Origin of the sequence: Stenotrophomonas sp. B2 (assembly GCF_014947095.1) — a bacterium.
GTDB classification, from domain to species: domain Bacteria; phylum Pseudomonadota; class Gammaproteobacteria; order Xanthomonadales; family Xanthomonadaceae; genus Stenotrophomonas; species Stenotrophomonas maltophilia_P.
In genome coordinates this window covers 265306-281510 of record NZ_JADCQA010000002.1, presented here as the reverse complement: position 1 = coordinate 281510, position 16205 = coordinate 265306, and the positions used below count along the sequence as shown (strand labels likewise).

At 68.1% G+C, this 16205-nt stretch carries 12 protein-coding genes; 5 read left to right on the top strand and 7 right to left on the bottom strand.

Going from position 1 to position 16205, the window contains the following annotated elements; genetic code table 11:
• Nucleotides 1-167 precede the first annotated feature (167 nt).
• Complete coding sequence (locus IMX13_RS03260) at nucleotides 168-686, bottom strand: c-type cytochrome (protein ID WP_053518595.1); 519 nt, start codon at nucleotides 684-686, stop codon at nucleotides 168-170.
• A 199-nt stretch (nucleotides 687-885) separates the two neighbouring features.
• Nucleotides 886-1503: a TetR/AcrR family transcriptional regulator gene (locus IMX13_RS03255; protein WP_053518597.1), complete on the bottom strand. Its 618-nt coding sequence runs from the start codon at nucleotides 1501-1503 to the stop codon at nucleotides 886-888.
• Nucleotides 1504-1658: 155 nt separating this feature from the next.
• On the opposite strand from IMX13_RS03255, the gene IMX13_RS03250 reads away from it, so the two are divergent.
• From IMX13_RS03250 to IMX13_RS03240, 3 genes are read left to right on the top strand one after another with little or no spacing between them, the layout of a single operon-like run.
• Nucleotides 1659-2822, top strand: coding sequence for an isovaleryl-CoA dehydrogenase (locus IMX13_RS03250; protein WP_053518598.1), 1164 nt, complete (start codon nucleotides 1659-1661; stop codon nucleotides 2820-2822).
• 9 nt (nucleotides 2823-2831) lie between these two features.
• Complete coding sequence (locus tag IMX13_RS03245; RefSeq protein WP_065174183.1) at nucleotides 2832-4442, top strand: carboxyl transferase domain-containing protein; 1611 nt, start codon at nucleotides 2832-2834, stop codon at nucleotides 4440-4442.
• A 26-nt stretch (nucleotides 4443-4468) separates the two neighbouring features.
• Entirely contained in the window at nucleotides 4469-6451 is a 1983-nt protein-coding gene (locus IMX13_RS03240; protein WP_193395741.1) for an acetyl/propionyl/methylcrotonyl-CoA carboxylase subunit alpha, read from the top strand.
• Nucleotides 6452-6457: 6 nt separating this feature from the next.
• On the opposite strand, the gene IMX13_RS03235 is transcribed toward IMX13_RS03240, so the two are convergent.
• Nucleotides 6458-7627, bottom strand: coding sequence for a putative peptide maturation dehydrogenase (locus IMX13_RS03235; RefSeq protein WP_193395740.1), 1170 nt, complete (start codon nucleotides 7625-7627; stop codon nucleotides 6458-6460).
• Between the two features lie 118 nt (nucleotides 7628-7745).
• Between IMX13_RS03235 and IMX13_RS03230 the strand changes: the two genes are divergently transcribed.
• Nucleotides 7746-8030 carry an NHLP-related RiPP peptide gene (locus IMX13_RS03230; protein WP_053518604.1) on the top strand — a complete coding sequence of 95 codons (285 nt, stop codon included), beginning with the start codon at nucleotides 7746-7748 and terminating at the stop codon, nucleotides 8028-8030.
• 7 nt (nucleotides 8031-8037) lie between these two features.
• Here IMX13_RS03230 and IMX13_RS03225 read toward each other — a convergent pair whose 3' ends face one another.
• The 4 genes from IMX13_RS03225 to aceB all read right to left on the bottom strand — a co-directional run bounded on the left by IMX13_RS03225 (nucleotide 8038) and on the right by aceB (nucleotide 14947).
• Nucleotides 8038-10554: a putative peptide modification system cyclase gene (locus IMX13_RS03225; protein ID WP_193395739.1), complete on the bottom strand. Its 2517-nt coding sequence runs from the start codon at nucleotides 10552-10554 to the stop codon at nucleotides 8038-8040.
• Between the two features lie 16 nt (nucleotides 10555-10570).
• A complete protein-coding gene (locus tag IMX13_RS03220) occupies nucleotides 10571-11611 on the bottom strand; it encodes a GGDEF domain-containing protein (protein ID WP_053518607.1) in 1041 nt (346 codons plus the stop codon).
• Nucleotides 11612-11968: 357 nt separating this feature from the next.
• Entirely contained in the window at nucleotides 11969-13261 is a 1293-nt protein-coding gene (aceA, locus tag IMX13_RS03215) for an isocitrate lyase (RefSeq protein ID WP_053518608.1), read from the bottom strand.
• A 63-nt stretch (nucleotides 13262-13324) separates the two neighbouring features.
• Nucleotides 13325-14947 (bottom strand): malate synthase A, encoded by a 1623-nt coding sequence (aceB, locus tag IMX13_RS03210; RefSeq protein ID WP_053518609.1) that lies wholly within the window; start codon nucleotides 14945-14947, stop codon nucleotides 13325-13327.
• Nucleotides 14948-15056: 109 nt separating this feature from the next.
• Here aceB and IMX13_RS03205 point away from each other — a divergent pair, with 109 nt between their 5' ends.
• A complete protein-coding gene (locus IMX13_RS03205) occupies nucleotides 15057-16025 on the top strand; it encodes a LysR family transcriptional regulator (RefSeq protein WP_193395738.1) in 969 nt (322 codons plus the stop codon).
• Nucleotides 16026-16205 lie beyond the last annotated feature (180 nt).

Here is a 16205-nt window from a genome sequence, read left to right as displayed (position 1 = left end):
CTAACCCCGAAATACGAACGCCCGACTGCAGCCCGGCGATCGGCCCAGGTGGGCAAAGCCCCGGGGGCCGTCGACGACGGGATCGCAGCGCCGGGCCCATGCCCGGCAGCCGCCCGCGCAGGTGGCGCAGAGGCTGCCGAGGGCAGGCCCGGCGCTGCGGAAAGGTCCTACTTCAGGTTGCCCAGCATCCAGTCCACGGTGGCGTGGATCTGTTCCTCGGTCAGCGCCGGGTTGCCGCCCTTGGGAGGCATGATGCCGCCGTCCGGGCCGGTGTAGCCCTCGATGGCGTGCTTGTAGAGCGTGTCCTTGCCCTGCGTGATGCGCTGGTCCCAGTGCGCGCGGTCCAGGGTCGGCGCCTGGCCCACGCCGGTGGTGTGGCAGGCGGTGCACAGGTTGTCGAAGATGACCTTGCCATCCGTGGTGCCGCCGTACGCCACCTGCGAGGCGGCCTTGGCCAGCGCGGCCGCCTTGGCGGCCGCCTGCGCGGCCGCACCGGTACTGCCGGCGTACACGGCTCCGGTCGGCGCGATGCGCTGTTCGGTGCGTTTGGCCGCAGTGGGCGACACCTCGGGCGGAATCCGGGTGTGCAGGAAGGCGGCAAGGAAGATCAGACCCAGAGTGATGGCCATCAACAGCGCGATCACCATGGAGAAGCGTTTCAGGAACTCCAGATCGTAATTCCGCACTCTTCGTTACCCCTGGCTGGTAGTCGTTGGACCACGGCTGAGCGACTGCGTGATGGGCCGAGTATAGAACGCGCCCTGCGCGCGACAACAGGCGTCAATGCTGGTGCGGCGCAACATGCCGGGGGCTGGGGTCAGATCCCTTTTGCGCCGCAAAAGGGATCTGACCCCAGCAACACAAGCCACCGGGCATGGCCCGGCGCTACCGATTTACCGGTGCGCCGATGGCACGCAGGCAGAAGCTGCAGATGGCGTCGACCAGCGCATCCTCGTCGCGATGCGCTTCACGGCTGGGCGCAGTCGGGCCAACCATCGCTTCGGTGAAGGCCCCGACCAGGCACGCGGCCGCCACATGCGCATCCTGCGCAGGCAGTTCGCCGGCGGCCACGCCTTCCTCCACCAGGCGCAGGAACACATCACCGAAGGCACGGCGGCCGCGCATGCGCTCGGCTTCCACGTCCGGATCGACCGGTTCGACGATGAAGGCGTGGGCCAGCCCCGGACCCGCCAGGGCGCGACGCACGAAGGCGGCGATGGCCAGCCGCAGGCGCTCGCTGGCGGCCTCCGGGCCGCTGGCGATGCGTTCCATGATCGCCACTTCATGGGCCACCGCCGCGTTGAGCACCTCCACGAACAGGTCGGCCTTGGAGGGGAAATGACGGTAGATCAGGCCGGTGGAGACCCCCGCCTGGGTTGCCACGGCGGTCACCGGGGCGTTTCGCCAGCCGCCGGTGGCGACCCGTTCACGGGTTGCCAGCAGGATCCGCTCGCGGGCCCCGGCCAGGCGTTCTTCCATCAGTGCAGAGCGTTTGTAGGCCATGTTTTGATTCTGGTTTCAATTTTTGAATTTGTGTTCACTTCTTTCCCGAACCCCGTTACGCTGGGCCCTCGCCCGTGCCGGCGCGGTCCTGGAAACCATCGCCGGCAAGCCCTGGGTGCGTCCATCCCCCACTTTGCCGCCGTGGAGCCGCTGTAATGCACGTGCCATCCCTGAACTTCGATCTCGGTGAAGAGATCGACCTGCTGCGCCAGAGCGTGGCCCATTTTGCCGCCGCCGAGATCGCGCCGCTGGCGGCCGAGGCCGATGCGACCAACCAGTTCCCGCAGGCACTGTGGCCGAAACTGGGCGAACAGGGCCTGCTCGGCCTTACCGTCGAGGAAGAATACGGCGGTACCGGCATGGGCTACCTGGCCCACGTGGTGGCGATGGAAGAGGTCTCGCGCGCCTCCGGCGGCATCGGCCTGTCCTATGGCGCGCACTCCAACCTGTGCGTGAACCAGCTGCGCAAGAACGGCAGCGAGGCGCAGAAGCAGCGCTTCCTGCCCGACCTGTGCAGCGGCGCCAAGGTGGGCGCACTGGCGATGAGCGAACCCGGCGCCGGTTCGGACGTGGTATCGATGAAGCTGCGCGCCGACAAGCGTGGCGATCGCTATGTCCTCAACGGCAACAAGATGTGGATCACCAACGGCCCGGACGCCGATGTGCTGGTGGTCTATGCCAAAACCGACATGGACGCCGGCGCCAGGGGCATCACCGCCTTCCTGGTTGAAAAGGGCATGCCGGGTTTCTCCACCGCGCAGAAGCTGGACAAGCTGGGCATGCGCTCCTCGCCGACCTGCGAACTGGTGTTCCAGGACTGCGAGATTCCCGAAGAGAACGTGCTCGGCAGCGTCGGCGGTGGCGTGCGCGTGCTGATGTCCGGCCTGGACTACGAGCGCGTGGTGCTGTCCGGCGGCCCGCTGGGGCTGATGGCTGCGGCCATGGACGTGGTGATGCCGTACGTGCACGAACGCCACCAGTTCGGCGAAGCGATCGGCAGCTTCCAGCTGATCCAGGCCAAGATCGCCGACATGTACGTGGGCCTGGGCGCCTGCCGCGCCTACGTGTACGCCGTGGCACGCGCCTGCGACCAGGGCCGTACCACCCGCCAGGACGCGGCCGGTGCGATCCTGTACGCCGCCGAGAAAGCCACCTGGCTGACCGGGCAGGCGATCCAGATCCTCGGTGGCAACGGCTACATCAACGAGTACCCGACCGGCCGCCTGTGGCGCGATGCCAAGCTGTACGAGATCGGTGCGGGCACGTCGGAGATCCGCCGCATGCTGATCGGCCGTGAATTGTTCCAGCGCACTCTGTAAGGCCACCCCATGACCGTCCTGAACAGCCAGCTGCAACCGGGCAGCGACACGTTTGAAAGCAACCGCGCGGCGATGCAGGCCGTGGTCGACGATCTGCACGCCACCCTCGCCCGCACTGCCCTGGGCGGCAGCGAGGCGGCACGCGCCAAGCACACCGCGCGCGGCAAGCTGCTGGTACGCGACCGCATCGACGCCCTGCTCGATGCCGGCAGTGCCTTCCTGGAAATCGCGCCGCTGGCTGCTCATGGCATGTATGACGACGCTGTGCCGGCAGCCGGCGTGGTCGCCGGTATCGGCCGGGTCAGCGGCGTGGAGTGCGTGATCGTGGCCAACGATGCCACGGTCAAGGGCGGCACCTATTACCCGATGACGGTGAAGAAGCACCTGCGTGCACAGGAGATCGCCGAGCAGAACCACCTGCCGTGCATCTATCTGGTCGACTCCGGTGGCGCCTTCCTGCCGCTGCAGGACGAGGTGTTCCCCGACCGCGACCACTTCGGCCGCATCTTCTACAACCAGGCCAACCTGTCCGCGCAGGGCATCCCGCAGATCGCCTGCGTCATGGGCAGCTGCACCGCCGGTGGGGCCTACGTGCCGGCGATGAGCGATGAAACGGTGATCGTGCGCGAGCAGGGCACCATCTTCCTCGGCGGCCCGCCGCTGGTGAAGGCGGCCACCGGTGAAGTGGTGACGGCCGAGGAACTGGGCGGCGCGGACGTGCACACGCGCATTTCCGGCGTGGCCGACCACATGGCCGACAACGACCTGCAGGCGCTGGCACGGGTCCGCGCGATCATCGCCCAGCTGAACTGGCGCAAGCCGGAACCGGCGATGGCGATGCAGCCGCCGGAGGAACCGTTGCTGCCGGCGCACGAACTGTACGGCGTGATCCCGGCCGATACGCGCAAGCCCTACGACGTGCGCGAGGTGATCGCACGCCTGGTCGATGGCTCGCGCTTCGATGAGTTCAAGCCGCGCTATGGCGCCACCCTGGTCACCGGCTTCGCCCATCTGAACGGCTACCCGATCGGCATCATCGCCAACAACGGCATCCTGTTCTCCGAGTCCGCGCTGAAGGGCGCGCACTTCATCGAGCTGTGCACCCAGCGCGGCATCCCGCTGCTGTTCCTGCAGAACATCACCGGCTTCATGGTCGGGCGCAAGTACGAACAGGGCGGTATCGCCAAGGACGGTGCCAAGCTGGTGATGGCGGTCGCCTGCGCGAAGGTGCCCAAGTTCACCGTGGTGATCGGCGGCTCCTTCGGCGCCGGCAACTACGGCATGTGTGGGCGGGCCTATTCGCCGAATTTCCTGTGGATGTGGCCCAACGCACGCATCGGCGTGATGGGTGGCGAACAGGCCGCCAGCGTGCTGGCCACGGTGCGTCGCGATGGCATCGAAGCCAAGGGCGGGCAATGGCCAGCCGCGGAAGAGGACGCGTTCAAGGCGCCGATCCGCGAGCAGTTCGAGCAGCAGGGCCACCCGTACTACGCCAGCGCGCGCCTGTGGGACGACGGCGTGATCGATCCGGCCGATACCCGTCGGGTGTTGGCCCTGGCGCTGTCGGCCAGCCTCAACGCCGCCCCGCAGCAGACGCGCTTCGGCGTGTTCCGCATGTAACCCGCGCCATGACCGAGCCTGTCGCCATGTTCACCAAAGTCCTGATCGCCAACCGTGGCGAAATCGCCTGCCGCGTCATCGCCACCTGCCGCCGCCTCGGCGTCGCCACAGTGGCGGTGTATTCCGATGCGGACCGCAACGCCCGCCACGTGCGCCTGGCCGACGAGGCCATCCACATCGGGCCGGCCGCGGCACGCGAGAGCTATCTGCGCGGCGAGGCCCTGCTCGACGCCGCACGCCGGAGCGGCGCGCAGGCGATCCATCCCGGATACGGCTTCCTGTCCGAGAACGCCGACTTCGCCGATGCCTGTGCCGCCGCCGGCATCACCTTCATCGGGCCGCCGGCCAGCGCGATCCGCGCGATGGGTGACAAGAGCGCGGCCAAGGCCTTGATGGCCAAAGCCGGCGTGCCGCTGACGCCGGGTTATCACGGTGACCAGCAGGCGCCGGACTTCCTGCGCGCGCAGGCCGATACGATCGGCTATCCGGTGCTGATCAAGGCCAGCGCCGGCGGTGGCGGCAAGGGCATGCGCAAGGTCGAACGCAGCGAGGACTTCATCGATGCGCTGGCCAGCTGCCAGCGCGAGGCCGCCTCGGCGTTCGGCAACGACCATGTGCTGGTCGAGAAGTATGTCGAGCGACCGCGCCATATCGAGATCCAGGTGTTCGGCGACAGCCACGGTGATGCGGTCTACCTGTTCGAGCGTGACTGCTCGGTGCAACGCCGGCACCAGAAAGTGCTGGAAGAGGCCCCGGCACCGGGCATGAGTGCCGAGCGCCGCGCGGCGATGGGCCAGGCGGCGGTCGACGCTGCACGCGCCGTGGGCTACGTCGGCGCGGGCACGGTGGAGTTCATCGCCGGCCCGGACGGTGATTTCTACTTCATGGAAATGAACACCCGCCTGCAGGTCGAGCACCCGGTCACCGAGTTCATCACCGGTACCGACCTGGTGGAATGGCAGCTGCGCGTGGCCTGCGGCCAGCCACTGCCGCTGCGCCAGGACCAGCTGGCCATCCACGGCCACGCGATCGAAGCACGGCTGTACGCCGAAGATGCCGACCGCGGCTTCCTGCCGTCCACCGGTACCCTGCGTCGGCTGCGCCTGCCGGCGGCCTCGGCCAACGTGCGCGTGGATACCGGCGTGGAGGAAGGCGACGCCATCACGCCGTATTACGACCCGATGATCGCCAAGCTGATCGTCTGGGATGTGGACCGCGACAGCGCATTGCGCCGCATGAGCCAGGCGCTGGCCGACTGCCAGGTGGTGGGCGTGACCACCAATGCCGGTTTCCTGCGCCGGCTGGTCCACACCGATTCATTCGCACACGCCCGGCTGGATACCGCACTGATCGAACGCGAGCAGGCCGCCCTGAGTGCCGTCGGTGACAGCGACGATGCACTGTGGCAGTTGGCCGCGGTCGCTGCTGTTGCCAGCACGGCCGACGCCGGCAGCGACCCGCGCGATCCCCATTCGCCCTGGCGCGCACAGGATGGCTGGCGCCTGGGTGCGCCCGCGCCCCGCGTGCTGCCGCTGCAGCAGGGAGAGCGCCGGCACGTGCTGAAGGTGTGGGCACAGGCCGATGGCTGGCGTGTGCAATGTGATGATGCGGCCCCGCAGTCGGTGCTCGGTCGCCTCGACAGCCAGCACCTGACGGTGCAGCTGGACGGCCGTCGCTGGTCACTGCAGCTGCTGCGCGAGGGTGACCAGCTGTATCTGTTCGGCGCCGATGGCCAGCACCGCTTCACCCTGCACGACCCGGTCGGCGAGTCGGAGCATGCGGTGGCCGATGCAGGCAGCCTGCTGGCGCCGATGCCCGGCAGGATCGTGGCCACGCTGGTCGAGGCCGGTGCCCAGGTCAAGCGCGGCACGCCGCTGGTGGTACTCGAGGCGATGAAGATGGAGCACACCCTGCAGGCACCGGCCGACGGCACAGTGAAGGGTTACCGGGCGAAGGCCGGCGACCAGGTCGGGGACGGCGCGGTGCTGGTCGACTTCGAAGCGGCCTGAGCCACGCTACGGCGTGATCCTGGCGGGCCAGACACGGCCCGCCGGGTCCATCTCCGAGGTCTGCATCGTTGCCGCGCGCCAGCCGAAGCCGCATACCGCCAGCGCGCCTTCCGCCATCGGCTGCAGGGCAAGCGCGCGCGCGGCCTCGGCCTCGTTGATGGCCGCCGTGACGAACGCGCCCAGGCCCTGTGCGGTGGCCGCGCTGTAGAACGCCTGCGAGATGTGCCCGGCGTCGAGCATGACCGCACGGTAGGCCTTGGCGTGGTTGCGGTACTTCCAGAAGGTGCGCTCGAAGCGGCACACCAGTACCAGCAGCACGTGGGCATCGGCGAACCAGTGCTGGCCCGCCAGCAGGCGCAGGCGGAACCCTGCGGGATCGTCGGGCTGCACCGGCAGCGGGGCCAGTTCATGCGCGACTGCGTGGTAATGGTAGAGCCCCGGCGCCAGGCCCTGCACGTCGCGCACCATCAGATAGGCTTCCAGCGGATGCAGGCTGCCGGCCGAGGGCACGTTCTTCTTCAGGAACCGCACGTCCGGATCGGTTTCCACCTGTGCCTGCGCCATCAGCACCTGCTGCAGCAGCCGTGCCAGCAACGGCAGCGGCAGCGCGCGGGTCGCATCGAAATTCCGGCAGGTGGCACGCGCCTGCAGCAGTTCCTGCATCGGATCATCATCGCAGCGGGGCAGCGCAAGCGCGCCGGGCTGGCGTGGCGGCGCCTCCGGCGGCGGATTGCCGAAGCTGCGGACCAGGTCGCGCGCGGTCACCAGCTGCTGACGCTGCATGTCCGCGCTGCTGTCCACGCCATCCCAGCAGGATTGCTGGTAGTGCAGCGCCGACAGCGGCCACCAGTGGCTGTCGCGCACGCGCTGCTCGGCCGCACAGGCCTCGGCATGGGCCGGATCTTCGCTGACCAGCAGTCCCTGCTGCAGCAGCGCCAGTACGCGGCGGCGGCAGGCCGCATCCTCCGGCATCGGCTGCCAATGCTCGGCGCTGCAGGCCAACAGCCAGGCGCAGCTGTCTGCATCGATCTCGCATGCCGAAGGCAGGTGGGCGGTACGCACCTGCAGCCGCTGCTCGAAGGTCACCCCGGTGCCGCCGGCCATCAGGTCGGCCAATGCAAAGGCCGGGCGTTCGACCGGCTCGACGAACAGTGTCCGGCAACGGCGGAATCTCATCGGCGTGCAATCGAAAGGCCTGCGGGGGCGCCGATCATAGCGCGATGCACGTGCCTGCCATCAACTTCGCACGATCGCCGCCGATACTTCCATTTTCCCAGCCCGTCGGTTGCACGCCATGTCTTCTTCACCGCTTCCCACCCACGTCGTCCAGCAGCTGCTGGAACGCCTGTCCAGCGACGATGACTTCCGCAAGGCTTTCGCCGCTGATCCGGGCCAGGCACTGCTCGATCTGGGCGCCGATGAAGACTGCGTGCGCGCCTGCCATACGCCGCTGGCCACGCTGGGCAGCAAGGCCGAGTTCGCCAAGGCCGCTCCGCGCCTGCGGGAGCTGCTGGACGCGCGTGCCTCGTTCACCGTGCCGTTCCTGTTCGAGGATGGCCTGCCCGGCCTGGATCGATAGACCGGCCTCAGGGCGCGGCCACCGTGCTCTTGTCAGGCATCACTGCGGCGGCGCGGCCTGCCGCCAGCCGCTGCACATCCATCGCATTCAGTGGCAACAGAGCGTAGTCACCGGTGTCTTCAGCAAATGCCAGGCCGGCGTGGCGCTGCAGCCACGCCGCCTGCCGTGCGACCGCGGCCTGGTCGCCGCGCGCGGTCACCAGATCCAGCTGCAGCACCCGCCACTGGAACAGGTTCGCCGACGGCTGCTGCGCCAGCAGGTCCTGCGCCTGGTCCAGGTCACCCTGGTCGAAGGCCATGCGGGCACGCAGCAGGTTCCAGAGCTCGCGCAGACGCGGATCCGCGTCGCGCTCGGGCAGGGCCTGCAGCGGGTCCCTGCGCTGCATCACCACCGAGGCGTGGCCTGCGCGCGCGGCATGATAGGCCGCCGCCAGGGCGATGAATGCATTGCGGCGCGCTGGCGCAGGATGGCGACGGTCGACCGCGGCCAGCGCCCGGTCCAGCACACGCAGGTATTCCTGCGCCGTCACGTGGTCGCCTTCCTGTTCGCGCCAGGCCAGTGCCTGCAGCGCGTAGATGTCGCACAGCCCACCGACCGTCGTGCACTGGGCAGCCACCTGCCGCATGTCGGTGGCTGCCTCGTGCGCGCGCTCCTGCATGGCCAGCACCGCCGCGCGCAGCATGCGCGTCCCCGGCCCCGATACGGGCATCGCCGCAAAGCCGGCATTGGCGGCCTCGAAATCACCAGCCAGCGCGGCGATCACCGGCTCCATGCCATCGCCATTCCAGCCCGGATGAAGGCGTGCGCCACGCAGCGCCGCTTCGGCTGCGGCGACTTCGCCACGGGCCAGCTGCACCCGCGCCACGAACACCAGCACCAGCGCACGCCGAGAATGCTGGCGGGCCAGCAGCGGCTGTGTTGCGGCCAGGGCGCCGTCATAGTCGCCCTGGGTGTACAGGATCTTGGCGTAGTTCATCCAACCGGCCGGGTCGTCCGGGTACAGCTCGGTCAGCAGGCGCCACTTGTCGGCGATGCGCATGGGCGGTGCACCTGCGAAATCCGCTGCCCACGCGTCCAGGTACAGCTGGTCGCGTGCGGTCAGGTGGGCACGCTGGCTGACCGCCTTTCGGTACAGCACGGCGGCCTGCTCCAGGTTGCCCTTGGCGTGCTGGATGGTCATCTGCCCCACATAGGCAAAGGCGAATGCGGGATCGAGCCGGGTGGCCTGCTCGTAGAACATCAGTGCGTCGTCGTAGCGGGCGGCCGCCGTGGCATCGACGCCCTTGGCGTAGGCATGCAGGGCATCGAGATTGGCCGTCGCCACGGTGGGCAGCGGTCGCTGATCGCGACCGACATCACGCAACGCTTCGCCCAGGTCGGCGCGCAGCGCCGCCACCACGTGGTCGGTGGAGGTCAGGATCGATTCCAGGCCTCGACCATCGGCGTAGCGCGTATACACGGTCTGCCCGCTGCGCGGATCGACCACTTCGACACTGACCCGCACCTTGCCGTTGAGCTCGAGCACGCTCGGTACCAGCACCGCGCGTGCGCCGTCGCGCAGGGCCACCTCGATGGCCAGGCCTCGGTCCAGCCGTGCCTGTGGCGAGCGCTGCATCAGCTGCAGGGTGTCGCGCACCTTCAACTCGCTGAGGATGTTGACGAAGCGTGACTGACCCAGGCTGATGTACAGCGCCTGCTCCAGGCTGCTGTCCAGCTGCGGATAGGCGGTGGTGTTCTGCACCGCGGCCAGGATCACCCAGTCCCGTTCGGCGAAGGCGATGGCCGGCGCCGGGCGCAGCAGCATCCACAGCAGCACGCCCAGCGTCACCGCCAGCGCGGCCTCGGTGACCACGGCCGCGGGACGCCGCCACAAGGGTAGATCGCGCCATGCCTTCTCGCCCGAGCGCGGTCGACGCAGCGGCGCACTGCCACGCAGGCCTATCTCGAACACATCCTGGCGCTCGGTGATGCCCTTGAAGCGCCAGCGCCCATGGTGCTTCCAGCGCAGCGCCTCGCTGGCCCAGGGCAGCGTGGAGGTAGCGCGCCGTGCCATCTGCTCGGCGGTGGCCGACAGCAACACCTGGCCCGGCCAGGCCAGCTGCATCAGCCGCGCCGCCATCGGCTTGGCCAGGCCCTCCACCTCCACCGGCTTGGCGCCATGGGCCATTGCTTCGGCACTGTTGTTCCACAACAGCACGTCACCGACATGCAGGCCCGCACGCGCGCGCAGCACGATGCCGCGCTCACGCCCCAGCGCCTCCACCGCAGTCTGGTAGGCCAGGGCAAAACCGACGCCATCGATGGTGCGCTCGAACAGTACGAACAGGCCGTCGGAACGGTCGATCAGCTGCCCGTTCCAGCGTTGCTGCAGACCCAGCACCAGACGGTCATGCTGCTGGAACAGCTCGGCCGCCGCCACATCACCGATCCGCTCAACCAGCTGCAGCGAATCGCACAGGTCGGTGAACAGCAGCGCGCGCAGCTGCTGGTTGTGTGGCGCCGACGTTCCTTTGTCGCCCTTCATCACCGGTGTCTCCGCTCTAGTGCCCGTCCGGCGCGTCCACCCAGCGCAGGCAGTTGCCGCCATCGCGCTTGGCCTGGTACAGCGCTCGGTCCGCACGCGCATACCACTCGCTCCAGTCCGCATCCGGCGCCAGCAGGCTGGCGCCGATGCTCACCAGGCTCACATGGGGCGTGCCATGGCTGCGTTCGAGTAGACCATGCACCGCGCTGAGGATGAACTCGGCGGCATGCTGCACGATTTCGTGGGTGCCGCGCCGCAGGATGAGGCAGAACTCATCGCCGCCCAGGCGGCAGGCCAGGTCGTGTTCGCCGGCCATCGAGCGCAGGATGTTGCCCATGCTCTGCAGCACCCGGTCGCCGGCCTGGTGACCGTGCCGGTCGTTGATCTGCTTGAAGCGATCACAATCGATCAGCAGCAGGCCCTGCGGTGCGCCCTGCCCATCGGCCCGGCACTCCTGCAGGTACAGGGTCAGCCCGCGGCGGTTGTGCAGCCCGGTCAGTTCGTCGGTACGCACCAGCTCACGGGTGTGCGTGAGCTGGTGGGTGGTGATGTACAGATTGTCGAGCGCCGTTTCCAGATCGTGGTTGCGGCGCCGCAGCTGGCTGATCAGGGCCTGCTCGTTGGTCAGCACGCGCATGATCGTACGGCGCAGGAAGTAGGCCACCAGCCCTGGATCGGCATCGACCAGACGCTGGAAATCGGCCGGCCCCAGTTCCAGCACCTGGCAATCGACCAGCGCACGTGCACCGGCACTGCGCAGGTGATCGCCGACCAGCAGGCCCAGCTCGCCGAAGAACTCCTGGTGGCCGAGGACCTTGATCACCAGATCCTCGCCGAAATCCAGTTCGATACGGCCTTCCAGGATCACATACATGCGCTCGCCACGATGGCCGCGCTGGAACAGCCACTGCCCGGCTTCGAGCCGGCGCGGCCGGCCGAATCTGGCGAACAATGCGACCTCGGCATCGGACAGCAGCGCATGCACGATCTCGGCCATCGCCACATGGGCGATACCGGTCGTTGCATCAGTGTTCTCGGCCGCACCCCTGCCGGTCATTCCCTGCACCCGCCGCCAGCGTCCCCTGGTGAGCCGCGGAGCATAGCACCGCTTTAAAGTGTGCGCCCTATCTCATTTTTACGAATCGACAGCCGGTAGGTGCGTGGAGACCGGGGGCTGCACCTTGGGAGCACGACTGTCCGTAAAAATTCCTGCCGGATCAAGCTGATGCCCGTCTTCACAGGGTTTGGGCCAAGTTGCGTGGCGAGGCGTGCGCCCGATTGACGCGGATGCCATGCGGGACCGGGCCGAGGGGATACAACAACGCCGGCAGGTCCCCCGACCGGCCGGCGTTGTCTGGCCCTTCCCTGGCCACCCTGAGCGGTGTCGGCAGCCGATCGCACGGCCACCGTTGGATCAGGCCGCGCGTTCGCTGTGGAACTGCTCTTCTTCGGTCGAACCGGTCAGCGCGGTGGTGGAGGACTGTCCCTGCTGGATCGCCTGGGTGACCGCGTCGAAGTAACCGGTGCCGACCTCGCGCTGGTGCTTGACCGCGGTGAAGCCGCGTTCGGCCGCTTCGAACTCCGCCTCCTGCAGCTCGACGAAGGCGCTCATCTGCCGGCGCGCGTAACCGTGGGCCAGGTTGAACATGCCGTAGTTCAGCGCGTGGAAGCCGGCCAGGGTGATGAACTGGAACTTGTAGCCATAGCTGCCCAGCTCTTTCTGGAACTTGGCGATGGTGGCGTCGTCCAGGTTCTTCTTCCAGTTGAAGCTCGGCGAGCAGTTGTAGGCCAGCAGCTTGCCGGGGAACTTCGCATGGATGGCTTCGGCGAACCTGCGCGCGAACTCCAGGTCCGGCTTGCCGGTCTCGCACCACACCAGATCGGCATACGGTGCATAGGCCAGGCCGCGGCTGATGGCCTGTTCCAGGCCGTTGCGGGTCTTGTAGAAGCCTTCGACGGTGCGCTCGCCGGTGGTGAACGGCTTATCGTTGCCGTCGATGTCACTGGTCAGCAGGTCGGCCGCTTCTGCGTCGGTGCGCGCCACCAGCAGGGTCGGCACACCCAGCACATCGGCCGCCAGCCGCGCCGCGTTGAGCTTCTCGATGGCCTCGCGGGTCGGCACCAGCACCTTGCCGCCCATGTGGCCGCACTTCTTCACCGATGCCAGCTGGTCCTCGAAATGCACGCCCGCGGCGCCGGCTTCGATCATCGCCTTCATCAGTTCGAACGCATTGAGCACGCCACCGAAGCCGGCCTCGGCATCGGCTACGATCGGCTGCAGGAAATCGATGTCGTCCTTGCCTTCAGCGTGATGCAGCTGGTCGGCGCGCAGCAGCGTGTTGTTGATGCGCTTGACCACCGCCGGCACCGAATCGGCCGGATACAGCGACTGGTCCGGATACATCTGCCCGGCCAGGTTGGCATCGGCCGCCACCTGCCAGCCGGACAGGTAGATGGCCTTCAGGCCGGCCTTGACCTGCTGCATGGCCTGGTTGCCGGTCAGTGCGCCCAGCGCGTTGACGAACTCGCGCTCGTGCAGCGATTTCCACAGCTTCTCCGCGCCCAGCCGGGCCAGCGAATGCTCGATATGGACAGTGCCGCGCAGGCGCACCACGTCGGCGGCGCTGTAGTTGCGCTGGATGCCTTCCCAGCGCGGGTTGGTATCCCAGTCGTGCTGGATCTGTTCGGCAGTGGGCAGGGTGCTCATGTCTATCTCCAGTTCAGTGGTGCGTGCAGCGGGAAGGGAAGCGGCGTGGAGCGGGCGCGGGGATCAGTCGATGCGCGCGTAGGCCGGCAGGGTCAGGAAGTCGGTCAGTTCATCGTTGCGGCTCAGTTCGCCAAGCAGGGCGATGGCTTCGCCGATGCGCGCGCCGCCGGGCAGCGCCGTGGTATCACCCAGGCGTGCGGGCAGCTGCGCCAGGGTGGTGTCGAGCAGTGCCAGGTCGATGGCAGTGCCGTCGTCCAGCTGCTGGCCCGGGGTATGCAACCACTGCCACAACTGGCTGCGGCTGATCTCGGCGGTGGCCGCGTCTTCCATCAGGTGATGGATGGGCACGCAACCGTTGCCGTCCAGCCACGCGGCCAGGTAGCGCACGCAGACTTCGACATTGCCCTCGAAGCCGGCGCGGGTGATGGTGCCCGGCGGACGCGCGATCAGTTCGTCGCGGCCCACGCGCACGTCCTGACGCAGGACGTGGTGCTGGTTGGGCGCAGGCATGTGCTCGTCGAAGATCGCCATCGCCACCGGAATCAGCGCCGGATGCGCGACCCAGGTGCCGTCATGGCCTGCACTCACCTCGCGCAGCTTGTCGGCACGCACACGCGCCATCGCCTGCTCGTTGGCAGCGGCGTCGTTGTTGATCGGAATCTGCGCCGCCATGCCGCCCATCGCATGTGCCCCCCGGCGGTGGCACGTCTGGATCAGCAGTTCCGAATACGCCTTCAGGAACGGCTGGGTCATGGTCACCTGGCCGCGCTCGGGCAGCACGCGGTCGGCGTGGCGGCGGAAGGTCTTCAGGTAAGAGAAGATGTAGTCCCAGCGCCCGCAGTTCAGGCCGACGATGCGGTCGCGCAGCGCGTGCAGGATCTCGTCCATCTCGAACACCGCCGGCAGCGTTTCGATCAGCACGGTCACCTTGATCTGCCCGTGCGGCAGGCCCAGCATGCCTTCGATGTGCGACAGCGCGGTCTCCCACAGGGCCGCCTCTTCCATGCTCTGCAGCTTGGGCAGGTAGAAGTACGGGCCACGATCCTTGCGCTGCAGCGTGCGGGCGTTGTGGAAGGCGAACACCGCCGCGTCGAACAGCCCACCGGCCAGGAACTGGCCATCGATGCGGACGTGCTTCTCGTCCAGATGCCAGCCACGCGGGCGCACGATCAGCACGGCCTGCTCGTCGTACGGGCGCAGGGTGTAGTGCTTGCCATTGGCCGCGGTGTACTCCAGGTCACCACGCACCGCAGCGGCCAGCGACTGCTGCCCGGCCAGCAGGTTGCGCCAGGTCGGCGAGGTCGAATCCTCGAAGTCGGCCATGAACACCTTGGCGCCGGAGTTCAGCGCGTTGATGACCATCTTCGGATCGGTCGGGCCGGTGATCTCGACGCGGCGGTCCTGCAGCGCGGCTGGCAGCGGTGCGACGGTCCAGTCGCCGCTGCGGATCGCGGCGGTGTCCTCACGGAAGTCCGGCAGGCCGCCGCGGTCGAAGAACGCCTGGCGCTCACGGCGAGCCTGCAGCCGCGCCTGCCGACCCGGCTCCACCGCCCGGTGCAGCGACACCAGCAGGGCCAGCAGCGGCGCCGGCAGCAGGGTGTCCTGGCCGGCCACCCGGGTCGCCAGGGCGATGCCGGGCGTGGCCTTGGCGGCGGGGGAGGGAACAGCGGAAGCGACGGCGGACATGGGACGACTCCAGCAGTGGGGAACGTCTCCACCGTGCCGCTGGCGCTCAGTATTTGGCAAAACAGTTTTTGCAATGATTTACATAAATTGTGCTAATACTCGTTACGCCATGACCACGCGCAGCTCGCCAAGTCCTCGTTTTTCCTACAAATCCGACCGCCTGAAACCCTTGCGTGCGTTCTGCCAGACCGTGCGTCTGGGTTCAGTCTCACGGGCGGCTGAGGCGCTTTTCGTCAGCCAGCCGGCCATCAGCCTGCAATTGCAGGCGCTGGAGCGGGAGCTGGGCGTGCCGCTGTTCGAGCGCAGCGGCCGCCGCCTGGTGCCCAGCCGCGAGGGCCAGCTGCTGTACGAAATGGCGCAACCGCTGGTGGAGAGCCTGGACGGGCTGGAGGCGCGCTTCCGCGACAAGGTGCGCGGGCTGGATGCGGGCGAACTGAACATCGCGGCCAACAGTTCGACCATCCTGTACCTGCTGCCGAAGATCGTCGAGCGCTTCCGCATGCATCACCCGGACGTGCGCCTGACCCTGCACAACGCGATCAGCGCGGACGGCACCGACCTGTTGCGCGAGGACGCCGCTGACCTTGCCATCGGCTCGATGACCGACGTGCCCGCCGACCTCAGCTACGCCCCGGCCTATCGTTTCGAGCAGGTGCTGATCGCGCCGCATGACCATCCGCTGGCCCGGGGCGCGGAGCTGGAGCTGGCCGACATCGCCCGCTATCCGCTGGTGCTGCCGCCGAAGCGGCAGATCACCTACCGTCTGGTCGACCAGGTGTTCCAGCGCCATCGCATCGCGTACACCGTCGCCCTCGAGGTGGGCGGCTGGGAAGTAATCAAGCAGTACGTGGCGATGGGCATGGGTATTTCCATCGTGCCGGCGCTGTGCCTGAACGAGACCGACCACGAGCGACTGGCGGCGCGGTCGATGAAGCGCTGGTTCCCGGAGCGCAGCTATGGCGTGATCGTGCGCCGCGGCAGGGCGCTGTCGGCGCAGGCACGAGCGTTCATCGAGCTGATCCAGCCGGAACTGTTCAGTCCGCGCGATTACGACCAGAGCGGGCATTCCGAGCGCTGAGGGGGGGCTGGTTTGCAGGGCTGCCGCCCTGCACCTGCCGAAGCCTCAAGCCGAAGCAACGGCAACAGCTGGCTATGTGTGGGACCGCGGGGTGGGTCCGGTTGCGGGGGACGCCGTAAACCCGTCCATGGGGGCTTGGTCGCGGCATCCATGCCGCTCACACCCCCGCAACCGGACCCA

Bases quoted from the DNA above. Each gene is read 5' to 3' on its own strand.
- IMX13_RS03255 (WP_053518597.1), bottom strand. From the start codon at position 1,503: ATGGCCTACAAACGCTCTGCACTGATGGAAGAACGCCTGGCCGGGGCC.
- aceB (WP_053518609.1), bottom strand. From the start codon at position 14,947: ATGTCCGCCGTCGCTTCCGCTGTTCCCTCCCCCGCCGCCAAGGCCACG.
- IMX13_RS03225 (WP_193395739.1), bottom strand. From the start codon at position 10,554: ATGAAGGGCGACAAAGGAACGTCGGCGCCACACAACCAGCAGCTGCGC.
- IMX13_RS03230 (WP_053518604.1), top strand. From the start codon at position 7,746: ATGTCTTCTTCACCGCTTCCCACCCACGTCGTCCAGCAGCTGCTGGAA.
- IMX13_RS03220 (WP_053518607.1), bottom strand. From the start codon at position 11,611: ATGACCGGCAGGGGTGCGGCCGAGAACACTGATGCAACGACCGGTATC.
- IMX13_RS03240 (WP_193395741.1), top strand. From the start codon at position 4,469: ATGTTCACCAAAGTCCTGATCGCCAACCGTGGCGAAATCGCCTGCCGC.
- IMX13_RS03250 (WP_053518598.1), top strand. From the start codon at position 1,659: ATGCACGTGCCATCCCTGAACTTCGATCTCGGTGAAGAGATCGACCTG.
- IMX13_RS03245 (WP_065174183.1), top strand. From the start codon at position 2,832: ATGACCGTCCTGAACAGCCAGCTGCAACCGGGCAGCGACACGTTTGAA.
- aceA (WP_053518608.1), bottom strand. From the start codon at position 13,261: ATGAGCACCCTGCCCACTGCCGAACAGATCCAGCACGACTGGGATACC.
- IMX13_RS03235 (WP_193395740.1), bottom strand. From the start codon at position 7,627: ATGAGATTCCGCCGTTGCCGGACACTGTTCGTCGAGCCGGTCGAACGC.
- IMX13_RS03205 (WP_193395738.1), top strand. From the start codon at position 15,057: ATGACCACGCGCAGCTCGCCAAGTCCTCGTTTTTCCTACAAATCCGAC.